This is a genomic window from Methylobacillus glycogenes JCM 2850 (genome assembly GCF_000617925.1).
GTDB lineage: Bacteria > Pseudomonadota > Gammaproteobacteria > Burkholderiales > Methylophilaceae > Methylobacillus > Methylobacillus glycogenes.
The window spans coordinates 16,814-36,007 of the sequence record NZ_BAMT01000001.1; the positions used below are offsets into that span (position 1 = coordinate 16,814).

15 protein-coding genes and 3 pseudogenes are annotated in these 19,194 nt (G+C 54.5%); 14 read left to right on the forward strand and 4 right to left on the reverse strand.

Annotation, left to right across the window (positions count from 1 at the left end):
* Window positions 1–216 (forward strand): hypothetical protein, encoded by a 216-nt coding sequence (locus JCM2850_RS23220; RefSeq protein WP_051525201.1) that lies wholly within the window; start codon window positions 1–3, stop codon window positions 214–216.
* A gap of 91 nt (window positions 217–307) precedes the next feature.
* On the opposite strand, the gene dnaJ is transcribed toward JCM2850_RS23220, so the two are convergent.
* From dnaJ to waaC, 4 genes and pseudogenes are all read right to left on the reverse strand, one after another.
* Window positions 308–1,432 (reverse strand): molecular chaperone DnaJ, encoded by a 1,125-nt coding sequence (gene dnaJ / locus JCM2850_RS00065; protein WP_025869232.1) that lies wholly within the window; start codon window positions 1,430–1,432, stop codon window positions 308–310.
* Between the two features lie 79 nt (window positions 1,433–1,511).
* Window positions 1,512–3,434 (reverse strand): molecular chaperone DnaK, encoded by a 1,923-nt coding sequence (gene dnaK, locus JCM2850_RS00070; protein ID WP_025869240.1) that lies wholly within the window; start codon window positions 3,432–3,434, stop codon window positions 1,512–1,514.
* Window positions 3,435–3,578: 144 nt separating this feature from the next.
* Window positions 3,579–4,102: pseudogene (gene grpE, locus JCM2850_RS16015) on the reverse strand (nucleotide exchange factor GrpE).
* Between the two features lie 280 nt (window positions 4,103–4,382).
* A complete protein-coding gene (gene waaC, locus JCM2850_RS00080) occupies window positions 4,383–5,357 on the reverse strand; it encodes a lipopolysaccharide heptosyltransferase I (RefSeq protein ID WP_025869244.1) in 975 nt (324 codons plus the stop codon).
* A 54-nt stretch (window positions 5,358–5,411) separates the two neighbouring features.
* Between waaC and JCM2850_RS00085 the strand changes: the two genes are divergently transcribed.
* The 13 genes and pseudogenes from JCM2850_RS00085 to JCM2850_RS00140 all read left to right on the forward strand — a co-directional run bounded on the left by JCM2850_RS00085 (window position 5,412) and on the right by JCM2850_RS00140 (window position 19,193).
* Entirely contained in the window at window positions 5,412–6,629 is a 1,218-nt protein-coding gene (locus tag JCM2850_RS00085) for a glycosyltransferase family 4 protein (protein WP_025869245.1), read from the forward strand.
* Complete coding sequence (rfaP, locus tag JCM2850_RS00090) at window positions 6,619–7,464, forward strand: lipopolysaccharide core heptose(I) kinase RfaP (RefSeq protein WP_025869248.1); 846 nt, start codon at window positions 6,619–6,621, stop codon at window positions 7,462–7,464. The genes JCM2850_RS00085 and rfaP overlap by 11 nt, the downstream gene beginning before the upstream one ends.
* Window positions 7,465–7,572: 108 nt before the next feature.
* The gene (locus tag JCM2850_RS22135; protein ID WP_234405996.1) at window positions 7,573–8,166 is read left to right on the forward strand and encodes an alkaline phosphatase family protein; all 594 of its coding nucleotides are present in this window, start codon (window positions 7,573–7,575) and stop codon (window positions 8,164–8,166) included.
* A 152-nt stretch (window positions 8,167–8,318) separates the two neighbouring features.
* Window positions 8,319–9,271 (forward strand): annotated as a pseudogene (gene cptA, locus JCM2850_RS22140) (phosphoethanolamine transferase CptA).
* 45 nt (window positions 9,272–9,316) lie between these two features.
* Window positions 9,317–10,864, forward strand: a complete 1,548-nt coding sequence (locus JCM2850_RS00100; RefSeq protein WP_159105100.1) for a lipopolysaccharide kinase InaA family protein — start codon at window positions 9,317–9,319, stop codon at window positions 10,862–10,864.
* A gap of 197 nt (window positions 10,865–11,061) precedes the next feature.
* Window positions 11,062–12,765 carry a carbamoyltransferase family protein gene (locus JCM2850_RS00105; RefSeq protein ID WP_036265405.1) on the forward strand — a complete coding sequence of 568 codons (1,704 nt, stop codon included), beginning with the start codon at window positions 11,062–11,064 and terminating at the stop codon, window positions 12,763–12,765.
* Window positions 12,766–12,937: 172 nt separating this feature from the next.
* The gene (gene edd / locus JCM2850_RS00110) at window positions 12,938–14,755 is read left to right on the forward strand and encodes a phosphogluconate dehydratase (RefSeq protein WP_025869252.1); all 1,818 of its coding nucleotides are present in this window, start codon (window positions 12,938–12,940) and stop codon (window positions 14,753–14,755) included.
* Between the two features lie 67 nt (window positions 14,756–14,822).
* Window positions 14,823–15,448: pseudogene (gene eda / locus JCM2850_RS16025) on the forward strand (bifunctional 4-hydroxy-2-oxoglutarate aldolase/2-dehydro-3-deoxy-phosphogluconate aldolase).
* 114 nt (window positions 15,449–15,562) lie between these two features.
* Window positions 15,563–16,285 (forward strand): HAD family hydrolase, encoded by a 723-nt coding sequence (locus JCM2850_RS00120; protein ID WP_025869253.1) that lies wholly within the window; start codon window positions 15,563–15,565, stop codon window positions 16,283–16,285.
* A 95-nt stretch (window positions 16,286–16,380) separates the two neighbouring features.
* Window positions 16,381–16,875, forward strand: coding sequence for a BUD32 family EKC/KEOPS complex subunit (locus JCM2850_RS16030; RefSeq protein ID WP_234405997.1), 495 nt, complete (start codon window positions 16,381–16,383; stop codon window positions 16,873–16,875).
* 117 nt (window positions 16,876–16,992) lie between these two features.
* The gene (locus JCM2850_RS00130) at window positions 16,993–18,090 is read left to right on the forward strand and encodes a glycosyltransferase (RefSeq protein WP_025869254.1); all 1,098 of its coding nucleotides are present in this window, start codon (window positions 16,993–16,995) and stop codon (window positions 18,088–18,090) included.
* Between the two features lie 42 nt (window positions 18,091–18,132).
* Window positions 18,133–18,438, forward strand: coding sequence for a hypothetical protein (locus JCM2850_RS00135; protein WP_025869256.1), 306 nt, complete (start codon window positions 18,133–18,135; stop codon window positions 18,436–18,438).
* Complete coding sequence (locus tag JCM2850_RS00140; protein ID WP_025869257.1) at window positions 18,438–19,193, forward strand: CgeB family protein; 756 nt, start codon at window positions 18,438–18,440, stop codon at window positions 19,191–19,193. The genes JCM2850_RS00135 and JCM2850_RS00140 overlap by 1 nt, the downstream gene beginning before the upstream one ends.
* Window position 19,194: the final 1 nt, after the last annotated feature.

Below are 19,194 nucleotides of genomic sequence, written 5' to 3' on the forward strand. Positions count from 1 at the left end.
GTGGTGGCGCATACGGGCTGGACGGGCAAGTGTGTGATGCTGGATTTTGTGCGCGGTACTTATTTTGTACTGCTCACCAACAAAAAACACAGCCCGGTGATTGTGCAGCCAGGCGGTTTTAATATCTTTGAAGGCGACCTCAGCCCGGCAGCCAAGTACGGCAATCTGGCTGATTTATATTACGGTGGTCTGTTGGCACCTGCTGCAAGCATGTGATGGTCGTAAGCTGCGTGCTGCAATGAAAAACGGGCAAGGCGTTTAAGCCTTGCCCGTTAAAGTTAAGCAAACGCAAGCGTGCTAAATTGCTTTACTGGAAGAAGTCCTTAACCTTGGTCATCCAGGATTTAGCACGTGGGCTGTGCTTGCCTGAATCCTGCTGGGTAATATCTTCCAGCTCACGCAGCAATTCCTTTTGCCTTTCGGTGAGCTTCACTGGGGTTTCCACCACCACATGGCACATCAAATCGCCATAATCGCTGCTGCGCAAAGGCTTGATGCCCTTGCCGCGCAGGCGGAACACAGCACCGGATTGCGTCTCTGGCGGTATCTTCATCTTGGCGTGACCATCCAGGGTAGGAATCTCGATCTCGCCGCCCAGCGCCGCGGTGGAGAAGCTGATCGGCATTTCGCAATGCAGATTGGCACCTTCACGCTGGAAGATGTCATGTGGCTTGATATGTACCACCACATACAAATCACCAGGAGGCCCGCCGTTGACGCCAGCTTCGCCTTCACCGCTCAAACGTATGCGATCTCCCTCGTCCACACCAGAAGGAATCTTGACCGATAAAGTTTTGTGTTCCTTGACGCGACCACCACCATGGCAGGTCGGGCAGGGGTCTTTCACCATCTTGCCGGAGCCGTGGCACTTGGGGCAGGTTTGCTGTACCGAGAAGAAACCTTGCTGCATGCGTACCTGACCATGACCACCGCAGGTGGTGCAGGTGACAGGCTGGGTGCCGGGACGGGCGCCGGAGCCATGACAGGTTTCGCATTCGGCCATGACCGGGATGCGTATCTTGGTTTCAGTGCCGCGTGCGGCCTCTTCCAGCGTGATTTCCATGTTGTAGCGCAGGTCTGCGCCACGATAGACATTGGATCTGCGGTTACCGCCGCCACCGCCACCAAAGATGTCGCCAAAAATGTCACCAAAGGCGTCTGAGAAGTTGCCAAAGCCTGCGCCACCAGGGCCGCCTCCAGCGCTCTGGTCTACACCGGCATGACCATATTGGTCATAGGCACCACGCTTCTGGTCATCGGAAAGAATCTCATAAGCTTCTTTGGCTTCCTTGAAGCTTTCTTCAGCCTTGGGGTTATCCGGATTGCGATCGGGATGGAACTTCATTGCCAGCTTGCGATAAGCCTTCTTGATATCCTCATCCGAAGCATCGCGGTTGACGCCAAGTACTTCGTAATAATCTCTTTTTGCCATCTTCTTCTGCTAGAAAGTAGATGAGGCACTCCAGGGGAAAACCCCTGTGCGCCTCATATTGGGTTACATGGAATAGGCCTTACTTCTTGTCAGACTTTACTTCCTCAAACTCAGCGTCCACCACTTCGGCGTCCACAGTCTTTTCCTGTGGTTGTTCTGCCTGGGTGGTGTTGGCTTCAGCTTGGCTAGCAGCGTAAACACGCTCGCCCAGCTTTTGCGAAGCTTCCATCAGTGCATTGGTCTTCCTCTCGATGGCGTCCTTGTCATCACCCTTGATGACGTCTTCCAGTTCTTGCACGGCCTTTTCAATGCTTTCCTTCTCGCCTGCTTCCAGCTTGTCAGCATGATCAACCAGCGATTTCTTCACGCTGTGAATCGCACCGTCAGCACTGTTGCGGGCATCAATCAGCTCGCGCAGCTTTTTGTCTTCGTCTGCGTACTTGGCCGCATCTTCTTCCATGCGCTGGATCTCTTCATCAGACAAACCGGAGTTGGCCTTGATGGTGATCTTGTTTTCCTTGTTGGTGGCCTTGTCCTTGGCCGACACATGCAGGATACCGTTGGCGTCGATGTCAAAAGTCACTTCAATCTGTGGCAAACCACGTGCTGCTGGTGGAATGTCGGACAGGTTGAACTGGCCCAGGCTCTTGTTGCCGGAAGCTACTTCGCGCTCACCCTGCAATACATGGATGGTCACGGCGGACTGGTTGTCTTCAGCAGTGGAGAACACTTGCGATGCCTTGGTAGGAATCGTGGTGTTCTTCTTGATCAGCTTGGTCATGACGCCACCCAGGGTTTCGATACCCAGAGACAGTGGGGTTACGTCCAGCAGCAAGACGTCCTTGACATCACCCTTCAGTACGCCGCCCTGGATGGAAGCACCAACGGCTACGGCTTCATCAGGGTTTACGTCCTTGCGTGGTTCACGGCCAAAGAACTCTTTAACCTTTTCCTGTACCTTGGGCATACGGGTCTGACCACCGACCAGGATTACGTCCTGAATATCGGAAATGCTCACACCTGCGTCCTTCAGCGCTGTTTCGCAAGGCTTGATCGAACGAGCGATCAGGTCTTCTACCAGGCTCTCGAACTTGGCACGGGTGATCTTGACCACCAAGTGCTTAGGGCCGGAAGCATCTGCAGTGATATAAGGCAGGTTAACTTCAGTCTGTGTGCTGGAGGACAACTCGATCTTGGCCTTTTCAGCAGCTTCCTTCAGGCGTTGCTTGGCCAAGAGGTCGTTACGCAGATCCAGACCGTTTTCCTTCTTGAATTCGTCAGCCAGGAAGTCGATCAGGCGGTTATCGAAGTCTTCACCACCCAAGAAGGTGTCACCATTGGTGGACAGCACTTCAAACTGGTGTTCGCCATCAATTTCAGCGATGTCGATGATGGAGATATCGAAAGTACCACCACCCAAGTCATACACGGCAATCTTGCGGTCACCTTCCTGCTTGTCCAGGCCAAAGGCCAGGGCCGCTGCAGTAGGCTCGTTGATGATGCGCTTAACGTCCAGACCGGCAATACGGCCTGCATCCTTGGTGGCTTGGCGCTGGCTGTCGTTGAAGTAAGCAGGCACGGTGATAACAGCTTCGGTCACTTCTTCACCGAGGTAGTCTTCAGCAGTCTTCTTCATCTTGCGCAGGACTTCTGCGGAGATTTGTGGAGGAGCAAGCTTGCTGTCCAGCACGCCTACCCAGGCGTCGCCATTGTCAGCCTTGACGATGCTGTAAGGCATCAGGCCGATATCCTTCTGTACTTCTTTTTCTTCAAAGCGACGGCCGATCAAACGCTTGACCGCGTACAGCGTGTTCTTGGGGTTGGTCACTGCCTGACGCTTGGCAGGTGCACCCACCAGAATTTCACCATCTTCCTGATAAGCGATGATGGAAGGGGTAGTACGTGTACCTTCTGCATTTTCAATGACGCGTGGCTTGCCACCTTCCATCACTGCTACGCAGGAGTTGGTGGTGCCTAAGTCAATACCAATAATTTTTCCCATTGTCTTGATTCCTTGTGTTCTTTAACTGAAGTGTTTAACTATGTTGCCAACATGGGGATAGGCAAATTGATTTCAAGTCTGCCTTTTAAAAATCCATGTTGGCGTATAAATCTGCTGGTTTATTTGGTTACTTACCTTGGCTAATTACTTAGCAACCATGACCAGGGCAGGGCGCAATACACGCTCATTGAGGGTGTAACCCTTTTGCAGCACGTTGACCACGGTGTTGGCTTCGGCATCGCTTTCAACCGCGCCTATGGCCTGATGCTTGTTGGGGTCGAATTTCTCGCCAGCCGGATTGATCTCGCAATGCCAAACTTCTCAAATACCGAAACGAATTGCTTGGAGGTCAGCTCCACGCCATCACGGTAGCTTTCCAGCGTGGCAGAGCCTACGCTCAGCGCGGCATCCAGGCTATCCTTGACGGCTAATAGCTCATTGGAGAACTTTTCCAGCGCAAACTTGCGTGCCTTGTCGATATCATCAGCGGCACGGCGGCGGATGTTTTCGCCTTCAGCCTTGGCGTAAAGCACCGCAGCTTGTTGTTCAGCTACCTGGGCTTCAAGTTCTGCAATCCGTGCATTGACGGCATCTACAGTATCTTCTGCCTGCAAGGCAGCTTCGTTTTCTGGCAGTTCCTGCGCTGGGGATTTGTCTTCTTGCTGCATGATCTTCCCTAATAAATAGTTGGGTAATGATGAAAGCTGGTGTAGCCAAATCAATTGAGCTAACCGATACCTAAGCGGGCGAACCCGCTGAATATGCTGACAAATGGGGATGGCTGGAGAAATTACAAGAGCTTGCCAGCGAATAGGCAGAAAATCCCTAGGGTTTCTACTGCTATTTGGTAAGTTGTCGTGGTTTATGGCAATCAAAGTCACTGAATCAACAGCACAATATGACTTTGTTCACATTGGCCCAGCTTGGCATATGACTAGCGATTGAGTACTAAGCCTGGGGCTGACTGACACTGTTCAGCGCCGCTAGCACACTGGCCACGGCAGGAATCTCACCCTTGTTACCTAGGTTAATGGCTTTGCTGCTGTCATGCGCCAGCACCCCGGTCAGGCTGGGGTCGGTGTCGGTATAGATGGCGACAGTCGGTAAATCCAGCGCCGCTGCCAGGTGCACCAGTCCGGTATCCACACCTATGGCTGCCTGAGCCTGGCCCAGCACGGCTGCTAAATCGTTTAGCGATAAACGGGGTAGCACCATACTATTGGGCACGGCACTGGCAATCCGTTGCGCACGGGCTTGTTCGCTGGCATTGCCCCAGGGCAGCACCATGGCCAAGCCCTGCTGTTGCAGCGCCTGGCCTAGCGCTATCCAGTGCTGTTCTGGCCAGAGCTTGGAATCGCGGCTGGTGGCGTGCAAGGCTGCAATGTAGCGGGCCGGAAGCGCCAAGGCAGTGGCCGCTGGCCCAGCCTGGATACCATAATCGGGTGCCAGCGAATTCAAGTGATAGCCCAAGGCCTGGGCGGCCAGCAGGCGGTTGCGTGTGACGGCGTGCTGCCCGCGTGCCACGGCATGGCGGCGCTGGTAGAACATCGCAGCCAGTGGTTCACGTGCCGAAGCAGCATTCTGGCCGTGATATATGCCTTGTGCCTGTGCGCCAAGTATTGCACTCTTGAACAAACCCTGGGTGTCTATGATGTGGTCATAGCGGTTCTGCTGCAGCGCCTGACGCAAGCCTCTGATCTCGCGCCAGGTGTCTGCCTGCAATAGATGCTTGCGCCAACGGCGGATGGCCACCGTGATCACGCGGTTGACGCCGGGATGAAGGCGCGGGATATCGGCAAAGCTTTCTTCCACCACCCAGTCTATCTGCGTGTCTGGCAGGTGGGCGTGGATGTCCGTGATGACAGGCAGGTTGTGGATGACATCCCCAAGTGAGGTGGTCTTGATCATGAGCAAACGAGGCATGGGCGGCATTTTCGCATACAATTCTGCTTCTTCCCCCAATCGAAAGCCCCTGCGTTGAAGTTTGCGTTCCTGATCTTCAAGTATTTTCCCTATGGCGGCATGCAGCGCGACATGCTGCGTACGGCCAGCCGCCTGGCCGCTGCTGGGCATGAGGTCGATATCTATACCATGTCATGGGATGGGGAGCCGCCTGTGGCAGGCATCAATGTGCATATTGTCCCGGCCAGCGGCTGGTTCAATTTTCAGAAATATCAGGACTTCATTGCCCGTGCGCAACGCCAACTGGCCGCTCAGGGTAGCTATGAGCTGGTGGTAGGCTGGAACCGCATGACCGGGCTGGATGTGTATTTTGCTGCCGACCCCTGTTTTATTGAGCGGGCGCACCAACAGCGCAACTGGCTGTATCGCCTGACGCCACGCTATCGCTGGTTCCAGCAAGTTGAGGCCGCCATTTTTGCGCCTGCTGCACATACTGAGATGCTGATGGTGGATATGGCGGAAAAGCTGGTGTTTCAGCGCTGGTATCAAACCCAGGATGCCAAGTTTCACCATATCCCGCCTTTTCTCTCTGCTGAACGCCTCAAGCTGCAAGAGCGTAGCGCCATGCGTAGCCATCTTCGTGAGGCTTTTGCGTTGCCGCAGGACAGAATTGTCATGCTGCTGGTCGGTTCCGGCTTTTATATGAAGGGGCTGGACAGAGCCATCACCGCCCTGGCCAGCTTGCCTGCAAGCCTACGTCAGCGTGTGACCTTGATTGCGATAGGTCAGGACAAACCCGCGCCTTTCCTGCGTATGGCGCGCAAGCTGGGGGTGAGCGAGCAGGTGCTGATCTCCAAGGGGCGGCCGGATATTCCGCAGTTGATGCAAGGCGCTGATCTATATTTGCATCCGGCTTATCGAGAAAACACGGGCCTGGTGCTACTGGAAGCATTGGCGAGTGGCTTGCCAGTGCTAGCGACTGCCAGCTGTGGGTATGCGCCACATATACTTGCTGCGGATGCCGGGCGCGTAGTGCCCAGTCCGTTTGAGCAGGCGGTGCTGAACCAGACCTTGCTGCAAATGCTGACACTGATAGGCGACAATGACGCACAACTCAAGCGCTGGCGCGAGCAGGGCGTGACGTATGCACGTCAGCTTATGGAAGCCAATGACGGTGGAGCCGAGGCGGAAATATTGCAGCGGCTGGCAAAGCGCAAACAAACTATTAGCGCAAGCAAACAAGCCAGCAGCGCAAAACTGGCGAGCACAGCAAAGGTGAGCCATGGCCTGTGATCAACTCTGGCTGACTGAAGACTTGCAGCCCAGCCTGAAAGGCCGCGATGTCTTTGCGCAAGTCATGCAGCTCAATGGTGACAATTTCCGTGACGTGCCTGGGCGCAAGACCATACGTGTGACGCTGGGCGGGCAGTCCTATTTCATCAAGCAGCATTTTGGCGTGGGCTGGGGCGAGATATTCAAGAACCTGCTGTCTTTCAAATGGCCTATCGTCAGTGCCAGCACCGAAAAACAGGCCATAGAAAAGCTGGGCAGCATAGGTATCGCCACCACGCCCCTGGCTGGATTTGGCAGTCGTGGCTGCAGCCCGGCCAGCATGCAGTCTTTCCTCATCACCCGCGATCTTGGCAATATCATTTCGCTGGAGGATTTGGCCTTGCAGTGGGCACAAATTCCACCTAACGCCGACTTCAAGCGCCGCTTGCTGCTGGCCGTGGCCAGGCTGGCAGGCAGGCTGCATGATAGCGGCCTTAATCACCGCGATTTTTATATCTGCCATATCTGCCTGGATTTGGATCAGTTGCAACAAGACAATATCCATCTGTATCTGATAGATCTGCATCGCATGGGCATACGTGAGACAATCCGCCCGCGTGACCGCATGAAAGATATGGCCGCACTGTATTTTTCGGCCATGGGTGCAGGCTTGAGTCCGCGTGATTATCTGCGCTTCTTAAGGGTTTATCGTGGCAAGTCTTTGCGCCGGGTGTGGCGTGAAGAACTGGCATTCTGGCAGCAGGTACAGGCCAGGGCAGTTCAGTTATATATCAAATTACACAAGGTTGAACCTACGCTGGCCCAGATGGGTGGGCGCGTTCCCAGCCAGCCCTGAATTTGGGCAAATTTGGGTATTAAAGTAGGTATCAATCGGTCAGTTCATATCGACAAACCATTGCGGCCATGCAATTCCGCAATGCAGGGGTTGAGCTAGGGAGAGTTCATGCAAGTTTTGAGTCGTTGGCGGCTTGGCGCCTGGGCCGCGTGCCTAAATTACTATCTGTTTTTCTTCTATTTTTCTGGTCTGCCCCATGTCTTGCTGCAATTGAGCGGCTCCACCATTTTTGTTGGTATGCGCCAGGCCATCGTCATGAGCCTGCTGTGGTTGATTCCTGTAATGCTAATGCCGCGCCATGCGCGCAAGATTGCCGCTGGCATAGGCCTGGTGCTGTGGGCGTTCTCCCTGGTCACGCTGGGTTATTTCTGTATTTACCATCAGGAATTCTCCCAAAGTGTGATGTTCATCATCTTTGAGTCCAACCCGGCTGAGTCGCAAGAGTTTATCGCGCACTATTTTGTCTGGTGGATGGTGCCAGTATTGCTGCTGCACACGCTGGTGGCATGGTGGCTTTGGCACCGCCTCGGGCCTATGCCCATCAGCCGTGGTGCGGCCTGGATAGCCAGCTTGATCATTGTGGTGTTGCTGTTTATCCAGCCGATATTCAAGCAGCTAGTGGTACGCGGCGCAGGTTGGGAAAGTGCGCTGGAAAAACTTGAACTGCGCATGGAGCCAGCCGTGCCTGGCAGATGGTCATAGGCTATACGCATTACCGACGCCAGCTTGCCAATATGGATGCGCTGCTGGAGTTGAACAGTCGTTTGCCACCCTTGGCCAACTTCAGTGATGCCAACGCTGGCCAGCCTGGCACCCTGGTGCTGGTGATAGGAGAATCGACCAATCGCCAGCGTATGAGTCTATACGGCTATGCACGCGAAACCACGCCCAGGCTGGATGCCATGCAGGATGAGCTGAGTGTGTTCAAGAACGTGGTGGCCTCCAGGCCTTACACCATAGAGTCACTGACCAGGCCTTGAGCTTTGCTGATCAGGAACACCCCATGCGTTATTTGAGTCAGCCCTCGCTCATGAACATGATGCGGCAGGCGGGTTATAAATCGTTCTGGATTACCAATCACCAGACCATGACCAAGCGCAACACCATGCTGACGAATTTCTCCAAGCAGACCGATGTGCAGTTTTATATGAACAATAGTCGTGCACAGAATTCACGAGAATATGACGCCAACGTATTTGCCCCTTTCGAAAAAGTGCTGAATGACCCGGCACCGCGCAAATTTATCGTTGTGCACTTGCTGGGCGCGCACATGAAATATGATTTCCGCTACCCGCCAGAATTTGACAAGTTCCAGGACAGGCAGCATGTGCCTGAGCAACTCAGTGATAGCCAGGCCACTGTTTACAACAGCTATGACAACGCCGTGCTGTATAACGATTATGTGGTCAGCAGCCTGATAGACAAGCTCAAGCAACCCGGCGGCAACAGCCTGCTGGTGTATTTTGCCGATCATGGGGAGGATGTTTACGACCCGCCCGGCTATGGCATGCTGGGCCGCAATGAATGGCAGCCCACCTTGCCCATGTACACCATCCCCTTTATTGTTTGGTCATCGCCCTCATGGAAGGCCGCGCACGATATGGATTTCACTACCATGCTGGATAGGCCCTACAGCAATGCTCACTTTATTCATACTTGGGCCGATCTTGCTGGCTTGCGCTTTGACGATTTCGAGCCTGGCTATAGCCTGGTCAGCCCTGCCTTCAAGGAACACCCGCTGCTGATAGGCGACCCCAGCGACCCAGGTAACCTGCGCAAGCTGGATTTGCACTTGCATGATCACTAAATCATGATCACTAAATGCCATGACCATTAATAACTAGCCATGACCATGAGCACTGACACCCGCATTGACACTCGCCTCAGCGTAGAAGCGCTGGAGCGCTATAGCCGCGAAGGAAGCTTGAGCGCACATGAATCAACGCCAGCGTTTGAGTTGCAGCTGGGCGCTGGTGAGACATCCGACACTGTGCTGCAGGTGTTGGAAGTGGTCAGGCGCGTGCCGGGTAAACGTTTGGTTTGCCGTGCACGCTGGCAAGGGCAGGAGGTGTTTGCCAAATGTTTTATTGGGGCTGGTGCCAGCAAATATGCCGCGCGCGACAGCCGTGGCGTGCAATGGCTGGCTGAGGCTGGTATTGCCACTCCTGCGCTGCTGCATGATGGCGCGACCGCCACTGGTGAATGCCGTGTGCTGATTTATACCGCGATTGCGGCTGCCAATGCCGAGCAGGTTTATCGGGTGATGGCGCCGGCTCAGCGGCAGGCTTTAGCCTTGCAACTGGTCAGTGTGGTGGCGCAACATCATGCCGCAGGTTTGCTGCAAACCGATCTTTACCTGAAGAATTTTCTGGTACAAGGCGAGCTGAGTGCTCAGGTCCTGCATGATCTTACTATTTATAGCCTGGATGGCGATGGCATACGGCGCTTGTGTCGGCTGCGGCGGCGTCAGCAGCAACTGGATAATCTCGCCAGGCTAATTTCCAAATTTGATGTGGAAGAGGTGCCGCAGTGGTTGCCTGCATTATTGCAGCGCTATGCCGATGCATCAGGCTGGGCGCTAGCCCCTGATCTGGGGGCTATGCAAAGCCGCATTGCACGGCACAAGGCCAGGGAATTGCAGCAATATGGGGCCAAGGTGCTGCGCAACTGTAGCGATGTGCGGGTAGAGCGCAGAGCCAGAGCGTTTATCGCCATTAACCGTAGCTGTGATAGCGCCGCGTTGAAAATCGCGCTGCAAGCGCCTGATGCCATGCTGGATGCTGGCAGCAGCGTCAGGCTCAAGAGTGGCAATACCTGTACTGTGGCGGCGGTTGAGGTGGGTAAGCAAACTCTGGTGCTCAAACGCTACAACATCAAGAATTTCTGGCATGGCTTGGGCCGTGCCTTGCGGCCATCGCGCGCTGTGCAGTCCTGGGTTAATGCCTATAAATTGCTGCTGGCGGGCGTGGCAACACCGTTGCCTATTGCGGTGCTGGAGCAACGCCGCTGGGGCTTGCGCCTGCGCGCTTTTCTGCTCACAGCCTATACGCCAGGGCCGGATGCTGTTGAGTTCTTTGCCAGTAATCAAGAGGATGCTGCACTGCGACAGCAGGTAGCGCTGGCGATTGCCCAGTTGTTTTACCGCTTGTACCTGTTACGCCTTGAGCATGGTGATTTCAAGGCCAGCAATTTATTGATTGTCGATGGTCAGCCGCTATTGATAGACCTGGATAGCATGCGCCAGCATGACAGCGTCCAGCATTTTCAGGCGCGACACGCGCGCGATTTACGCCGCTTCATGCACAACTGGTCAAGTGATGATGCAACCCGCCTGCTACTGAGCCAAGCTTTTTACCAAATTTATCCCGAGCAGGCAGTGCTGCGGCTAGCCAAGATATAAGCGCATTGGGCTGGATTTTTTCATGTCCAGGCGCAAGGGGTTTGCCTTGAGGCCTGATCATGATGGTGATGTTGTCTGCTTTGGCGATATGCGGCCTAGCCCCAAAGCTAAGTTATAATCCCTGTTTTTTAAGTTTTGGGTTGTCTGCAACCCTGCTATCCATTGAGGGGGTGTCTTTTGTCTCTAACGATTCTCGCCTGTCAGGTGCTTTAGGCCACGATGCTTCGGCGGCCATCATAGTCGATGGCAAGATTGTGGCAGCGGCGGAGGAAGAACGTTTTCTGCGTGACAAACATGCCAAGAACAAATTTCCGCTAGAAGCTGCGCGTTACTGTATGCGCGAGGCGGGAGTGCGGCCTGACCAGGTCGATATCGTGGCTTTCCCCTATGGTGAAATTCCTCTTTCCACCCAGGCACGCTGGCACTATGCCAAGCGTCACTGGTATGCGCCCGATCGTGCGCTGGATGCCTTGTTCAACGGTAACCGCCGTTTCCGCCGCAACCGTGATAAATCCCTGGCCCTGATGCAGGAGCTGGGCATTACCAATGCCAAGTTTGTGCCTGTGGAGCATCATCTGGCCCATGCCAGCAGTGCCTATCACCTGAGTGGTTTTAAGGAAAAGACCGCCATTGTTGGTATTGATGGCAAGGGTGAATACGCCACTACTTTCTTTGGCTATGGCGAAAACGGCAAAATCCACAAGATCAAGGAATTCTACGACCCGGATTCCCTGGGTGGCATGTATGGTGCCATCACCGAATACCTGGGTTTTGAAATGCTGGACGGCGAGTTCAAAGTTATGGGTATGGCACCTTATGGCGACCCTAATCGTTATGACCTTTCGCGCCTAGTCGAATTTGACGGCAATGATCTCAAGATCAACACCAAGCTGGTGAATGTCGTCGGCCTGCGCCGTTACAAGGAAAAGGGCAAGGGTTATTACTTCACGCCTGAATTGGTCGAGTGGCTGGGCCCCAAGCGTGAAGGGGACGAGATTGATGATCCCTACATCCATTACGCCGCTGCGGTACAGCAATTGCTGGAAGATGTAGCGCTGAAGATGATAGATCACTATCTGGGTGACATCATCCGTGAAACCGGGCGCATTGCCATGGCGGGTGGCGTGGCGCTTAACGTCAAGCTTAACCAGCGCATCATTGCCATGCCGCACGTCAAGGAATTGTTCGTGCAGCCAGCTTCTGGCGATAACGGTACTTCCCTGGGCGCGGCCAGCTATGTGGCGGCAGAAATGGGCGAGCCACTGGAACCTATGCGTCACGCTTACCTTGGCCCCTCGTTCACCACAGAAGAGTGTATTGCCGCTTGCGAGGCGCACCCGGCCAAGCCCATCTTTACCCGTATTGAAAACGCGCCGAAAAAGGGCGCTGAACTGTTGGCTGACGGCAATCCGCTAGCCTGGTTCCAGGGCCGTATGGAGTTTGGCCCGCGTGCACTGGGCTGCCGCAGCATTCTGGGTGACCCTAGTCATCCAGGCGTGGCAGATCGTATCAACGCCCAGATCAAGTACCGTGAGCGCTGGCGTCCGTTCTGCCCCAGCATGTTGGATCGCGTGGCGGCAGATATTCTGCAGACCGAGCACCCTGCGCCTTATATGACTTTCACCTTTGATGTGGCAGATCACTGGAAATCGCGTATACCTGAAGTGGTGCACGAGGATGGCACGGCGCGCGCGCAAATCGTCAATCGCGATACCAACCCGCGCTACTATGCCTTGATTGAGGAGCTGGAGCGGCTGCGTAATGTGCCTGTGGTGCTCAATACCTCACTCAACCGCCGTGGCGAGCCCATGATCTGTAGCCCAACTGATGCCCTGAATATGTTTTATGGCTGCGATCTGGAATACTTGATCATGGAAGATGTTCTGGTCACTAAAGCGTAGTGAGCAAATGTTGGTGACAAAAGCTTAGATTTTTCTGATCGATTGCAGCGGCCGGCGCCGCTGCAAATCCCTGGTTTTTTTACCTTATCCTAGTCGTGGTTAATTTGACGGTGCCCGGCGCTTTCAGCGATAATTCAACGTTAAATTCAACCCTTCAGCAGCGCGAGCATCAATGAGACAAACCCTGAATGAAGTCACGGAACGTATCCGTGAACGTAGTGCGCCCACACGCAAGGCTTATCTGCAACGTGTAGACCAGATCATTAACCGTGAACGCGGTGCTGATCGCATGGGCTGTGCCAATGTGGCCCACGCTTTTGCGGCCATGCCCAGCAATGACAAGTTCAAAGTAGTCGCAGAAAAGGCGCCACATATCGGCATCGTCACTGCCTACAACGACATGTTGTCCGCGCATCAGCCTTACGAGACCTATCCCGAAATCATCCGTGACGAGGCGCGCAAGCTGGGTGCCACGGTGCAGGTAGCAGGTGGTGTGCCTGCCATGTGTGACGGCATTACCCAGGGTGAACCTGGCATGGAGCTGAGCCTGTTCTCACGCGATACCATCGCCATGAGTACCGCTGTTTCCCTGTCCCACGATGTATTTGATGCCGCCTTGCTGCTGGGCGTCTGTGACAAGATTGTCCCCGGCCTGCTGATAGGCGCGCTGCATTTCGGTCATTTGCCTTGCGTGTTTGTACCTGCAGGCCCGATGTCCACCGGCATAGACAACACCACCAAATCCAAGGTGCGGGAAAAATACGCCCAGGGTCTGGTCGGTCGTGAAGAGCTGCTGGCTTCTGAATCTGCGGCTTATCATGGCGCAGGTACTTGCACTTTCTACGGTACTGCCAATAGTAACCAGATGCTGATGGAGGCCATGGGTCTGCATGTACCAGGCGCTGCCTTTGTGCATCCCCATGACGGTATGCGTGATCTCCTGACCCGTGAATCGGTCAGAACCGTACTTTCCATCACCAAGGGCCAGCGTTTTACGCCAATTGGCCGCATGGTAGATGAACGTGTCATCGTCAATGCCATTGTTGCCCTGCTGGCAACTGGCGGTAGTACCAATCACCTGATTCACTGGGTGGCCGTGGCCCGTGCCGCAGGCATCATCATTGACTGGTCAGATTTCTCCAAGCTGTCGCAAAACACGCCTTTGCTGGCGCGTGTGTATCCCAATGGTACGGCGGATGTGAACCAGTTCCATGCCGCAGGTGGTGCTGGCTTTGTGATTCGTGAACTGGTTGATGCTGGCTATATGCACGGCGATGTTCAGTCTGTGGTCATGGGTGGCTTGCGCGATTTCGGCAAGCAGCCAGTCAAGTCAGATGATGGCGGCCTGATCTGGGTTGATCTGCCAGCTACTACCCCTGACGACACCATAGTGCGCAATACTTCCAAGCCTTTCAGTGAATCCGGCGGCTTGCGTTTGCTGACTGGCAATCTGGGCCGCTCCGTCATCAAGAGCTCCGCCGTGCCTGAAGACAGGCAAATCGTGGAAGCCCCCGCCATTGTCTTCAACGGCCAGGAAGAACTGCTCTCCGCCTTTGAACGTGGCGAGCTGGAAAAAGACTTTATTGCCGTGGTGCGCTTCCAGGGCCCACGTGCCAACGGTATGCCAGAGTTGCACAAGCTGACGCCGCCATTGTCCGTGCTGCAAGGCAAGGGCTACCGCGTGGCGATTGTGACCGATGGCCGCATGAGCGGCGCGTCCGGCAAGGTGCCCGCAGCGATTCACCTCAGCCCGGAATGCCTGGCTGGTGGCGCCATTGGCAAAATTCGAACTGGTGACATGATCCGTCTTAACGCCATCGTCGGTACCCTTAACGCGCTGGTGGATGACGAAGAATGGCAAGCGCGCACTGTGGCGACCATGAGCGAAGCCCAGCGCAACAACAATGGTCATGGCATAGGCCGTGAACTGTTTGGTGGCATGCGCAAGAATGTGCACAGCGCCGAAGAGGGCGCTGTTACCTGGCTGTAAGCCACGACGGGCTGGCGCTTGCCAGCCCGCTCACCTTTAATTCAACCTTCAACCATATGGAAACCCAATGAGCACACTAGATTTAGCTAACCATGGCCCAGTGATCCCGGTCATTGTCATCAACAAGGTCGAGGATGCCGTGCCCATGGCTGAAGCCTTGCTGGAAGGTGGTATCAAGGTTCTGGAAGTTACCCTGCGTACCCCAGTGGCCTTGCAAGCCATGGAAGCGATTGCCAAGGCTGTGCCTGATGCCATCGTCGGTGCTGGTACCGTGCGCAATATCAAGGATGCGCAAAACTGTAAGGATGTAGGTTGCCAGTTCGCCGTTAGCCCTGGTTACACCAGCGAGCTGGGCCGTGCTGCCCGCGAGATGGGCCTGCCTTTGTTGCCAGGTGTATCGACTGGTAGCGAAATCATGCAAGCCAATGCCGATGATTACTACTTCCTCAAGCTGTTCCCCGCCGTGGCTGTAGGTGGCATTAACCTGCTCAAGGGCTTTGCTGGTCCATTCGGCGATGTGAAGTTCTGCCCTACAGGTGGCGTGACTGTGGAATCCGCACCGCAATTCCTGCTTTGCCTAATGTGGTGGTCTGTGGCGGCACCTGGTTGACGCCAGCCGATGCTGTGGCCAGCAAGAACTGGGCGCACATCACCAAACTGGCACGTGAAGCCAGCGCTATCAAAGCTGCCTGATAGGCCTTGGCTCTGAAATCGGCCCCGCTTGCGGGGCCGTATCCATTCAGGGCCGCTTGAATCGCCAGACCGCCAGGTCAAACTACTCATTGATTGTTCCATCGCGGGTGCTGCATGCATAAGCTTGATCACTACCAAACCTTGGTGCTGGATTGTGATGGGGTCATCCTCAATTCCAACTACCTCAAGATTGATGCCTACTTCGCTACCGCGAGGAATTTCGGTGCCAACGAGCAGCAGGCCCAGGCGCTGGTGGATTATCACATCAAGCTTGGCGGTATTTCCCGCTTCGTCAAATTCCAGTATTTCCTCAGCGATATCCTGCAACAGCCAGTCAAACAGCAAGACGTAGATACCTTGCTGCTGGATTTTGGTCGTGAAGTGCGGACTAGGCTGGCCAGTTGTGAAATTGCGCCTGGCCTGGCCGAGTTGCGTGCCGCCACGGCCGCAGCCAACTGGCTGGTGATTTCCGGCGGCGATCAGCAGGAGCTGCGCGACATATTTGCCGAGCGCGGTATCGCAGACTGGTTTGATGGCGGCATATTTGGCAGCCCAGACAACAAGGATGAGATCCTCGCGCGTGAACTGCAGGCGGGTAATATCCGTCAGCCTGCCTTGTTCCTAGGGGATAGCCGCTATGACCACCAGGCTTCTACTGGCGCAGGTCTGGATTTTATTTTTCTGCATGCCTGGACCGATGTGCCGCAATGGCAGGACTATTGCGCACAACATCAGATTACCGTGCGTGCCAATATTGCCGATGTATTGAAGCAAGACCAAATCCAACAAGACCTGGTCCAACAAGAACTAGCCCAACAAAACCAGCCCCTAGATTAAGACCCTAGCCTTATGAAACTGTTACCCAGCCTTAAGCTGCGTCGTAGCCAGGTGCTGACACCGGAAGAATTCGAGCAGCTACGTTTATCTGCCTGGTGCTTGAACAGGACGGCAGAGGCATCAAGGTCATGCAGCTGGAAAACGGCAATATCTTCAAGATATTCCGCAGGCGGCATACCATCAGCCTGTCGCAGATCTATTCCTATGCGCGGCTGTTCTGTCGCAACGCGGACAGGCTCAAGGCGCTGGCCATACCTACCGTCGATATCATCCAGTTGTTCCATTTTGAGGACAGCAGTGATACTGGCGTGCTGTACAAACCATTGCCTGGCCGTACCCTGCGCCAGCTCGGCATGTCCGGTCAGCTTGATCTGGCATTGCTACAAGCTTTCGGTGCCTTTGTCGCACGTTTGCACCAGGAGGGTGTGTACTTCCGCTCCCTGCATTTTGGCAATGTCATCCTCACCCCAGAGGGCCATCTGGGCCTGATTGATATTGCGACCTCAAGTTGCGCGGCCAGGCCTTGCGGATCTGGCACCGCAGACGCAATTTCCGTCATCTGCAACGCTATGCCAGTGATTGGTCCATGATTTCGGCAGAAGGCAAACAGGTGTTTGCGGCGAGTTATTTTGCTGCCAGCCAGTTGCCTGCCAAAGCGGTGGCAAGGCTGAGGCAGGAGTTGCGCTTTATGAGCAAGGAGTAGGGCCATGTATATATTGCATATCTGTCATAGCTATTACCCCCCTTTCCTTGATTGCGCGCGCCAGTATGCTGCCTTGTTCAAGGCCAGCCCGTATAAAGTTGTGACTGTGTATCTGACAGGCAAGGCAGACGCGGAAATTGCAGCGGCCAGCGCTTCGGATGAGGTGATTTTCTTAGGCTATAACAGCAAGCAGGTGCGCGGTTTAAAGCTGGGGGCGATTCTGAAAATTCGCCAATTGGTGGCAAGCCGGAATTTCGTTCTTTGTATTGCCCACCGGGCAAAACCTACCTATGTCGCCCTGCTGGCCACCAAGCTACCTGTGGTCAGTGTGCATCATAATTACAATGACTTTGGCCGCGCCTCGCGCCGCTGGCTGGTAAATCTTTGTCGCCATAGACTGCTCATGCTCTGTGTCTCGGACTCTGTCCGCGATGAAATGCGCGAGCATCTGGCCCATTGGCCAGCAGAAAGCATACTCACGCTTTACAACCGCCTGGACGTAGAGGCTGTCAGCGCTGAGTTGTTGAGCCGAGCTGCCGCACGCCATCATTTGCAACTAGCTGAGCATCAATATGTCATTGCTAATGTAGGTAGGCTGCATAGGGATAAAGACCAGGCGACATTGTTACGTGCTTATGCTCTGGCCAGACCTCATTTGCCCGAAAATACGTTGTTGCTGATCTTGGGCAAGGGGCCCCTAGAGCAGGATTTGAAGGCGCTTGCACAAGACCTGAACATTGCCGAGCAAGTCAGGTTTGCGGGTGTGGTGCCAGAAGCCAGACGCTATTTCCGCGCCTTTGACCATTTTGTGCTGACATCAGATCATGAGCCTTTTGGCATGGTGTTGCTGGAAGCCATGGCGGCTGAACTGCCGATTACCTGCAGTGATAGTGGGGGCGGGGCCGAGGTGGTGGCGGGTGTGGGTAAACTGTTTCCTCTGGGGGATGCCGAGCGCCTTGCCCAGCGATTGCTTGAAACAGCACAACAGCATGTAGCAACAGCCACAGGTTTGCAGCGTTTGCAGGAAGAGTTCAGCGATGAGGCCGCCAGAGCCAGATTCATGTCTTTGGCTTTCGTGAAGTCATACCTGCCGCAGTCTTGAGTCATTCATGTGCTGAAAATTCATAATAAATAAAGGACAAGCATGCCAAGCAAGTTATTCGTACTAGATGGCATCAGTGGGGTACCGCTGGGACGTGAAATTGCACAGGTAGCGGGTGAACTAGGCATTGCCACTGCATATCACGACCTTGCCAGCATGCCTAAGATTCCGTTTGATCGTCTGCGCTCCATTGTGGCCAAGACCATCAATAAGCAGAAACAAGAGGAAGAGGGCTTTTTCCACTTACCCACGGTACAGACCAAAGCAGTGATTGAGTTGCTGGAACGTGAGCGCCCCACGCATATCCTGGTGATAGGCTTTCTCTACAAGTTCATCAGCCCTGCTTGATGAAGGAGCTGGCGCAGCGCTATCAATGCCAATTATTTCTCTACGATACCGACAGTTGCAATCTCTACTCCAAGCGTCGCTCGTTCATCTTTTTCCTTGAGGATGAGCTGCCTGCGTATCAGCGTATATTCTCGTTTTCGCGCGTGATGAGCGATTTTTTCCAGCAAGTACGGGGATTAAACGCCAGTTATTACCCTTACGGGGCGCTGAATATCACGCTGCCCGCAGCTAGCCAACAGGCAAACGATGTCTTGTTTGTCGGCAGCGGGGATTTACGACGCATTTTCATGCTTGAGCATATCCGGGAGCAGGTGACCATCTTTGGCAAGCGCTGGGAGCGCAATCAGGCCTTGATGTCACCAGCACTCAAGCAACGAATTGTTGATAGGGATATATGGGGCCAGGACTTACATCAGGCCTTTGCCGATAGCAAAATCGTGCTCAACATCACCCGCGCCCAATTCTTTGGCGCGGAAACTGGCATTAATCTGCGGATATTTGAAGCGCTGGCCGCAGGCTGTTTCCTGCTTACCGATTACTGTGATGAAGTCGCAGAGTTGTTCTCTATAGGCGAGGAGTTGGAGACGTTCAAGAGCTCCAGCGAGCTGGTGGAAAAGGTGAATTATTACCTTGCCCACCCTGAAAAGCGTGCTGAAATCGCGCGCCGGGGCCATGAGGCCTTCCAGCAGCGCTTTACCTGGAAAGTCCGGGTGCAAGCCTTGCTGGATGGCATGGGGGCTACCCCCCAGGCTTAGT

What these genes read in the sequence shown, in the direction of transcription:
- dnaJ (WP_025869232.1), bottom strand. Translation starts at nt 1,432, where the DNA reads ATGGCAAAAAGAGATTATTACGAAGTACTTGGCGTCAACCGCGATGCT.
- dnaK (WP_025869240.1), bottom strand. Translation starts at nt 3,434, where the DNA reads ATGGGAAAAATTATTGGTATTGACTTAGGCACCACCAACTCCTGCGTA.
- waaC (WP_025869244.1), bottom strand. Translation starts at nt 5,357, where the DNA reads ATGCCTCGTTTGCTCATGATCAAGACCACCTCACTTGGGGATGTCATC.
- rfaP (WP_025869248.1), top strand. Translation starts at nt 6,619, where the DNA reads ATGGCCTGTGATCAACTCTGGCTGACTGAAGACTTGCAGCCCAGCCTG.
- JCM2850_RS22135 (WP_234405996.1), top strand. Translation starts at nt 7,573, where the DNA reads ATGCAAGTTTTGAGTCGTTGGCGGCTTGGCGCCTGGGCCGCGTGCCTA.
- JCM2850_RS00100 (WP_159105100.1), top strand. Translation starts at nt 9,317, where the DNA reads ATGAGCACTGACACCCGCATTGACACTCGCCTCAGCGTAGAAGCGCTG.
- edd (WP_025869252.1), top strand. Translation starts at nt 12,938, where the DNA reads ATGAGACAAACCCTGAATGAAGTCACGGAACGTATCCGTGAACGTAGT.
- JCM2850_RS00120 (WP_025869253.1), top strand. Translation starts at nt 15,563, where the DNA reads ATGCATAAGCTTGATCACTACCAAACCTTGGTGCTGGATTGTGATGGG.
- JCM2850_RS00130 (WP_025869254.1), top strand. Translation starts at nt 16,993, where the DNA reads ATGTATATATTGCATATCTGTCATAGCTATTACCCCCCTTTCCTTGAT.
- JCM2850_RS00135 (WP_025869256.1), top strand. Translation starts at nt 18,133, where the DNA reads ATGCCAAGCAAGTTATTCGTACTAGATGGCATCAGTGGGGTACCGCTG.
- JCM2850_RS00140 (WP_025869257.1), top strand. Translation starts at nt 18,438, where the DNA reads ATGAAGGAGCTGGCGCAGCGCTATCAATGCCAATTATTTCTCTACGAT.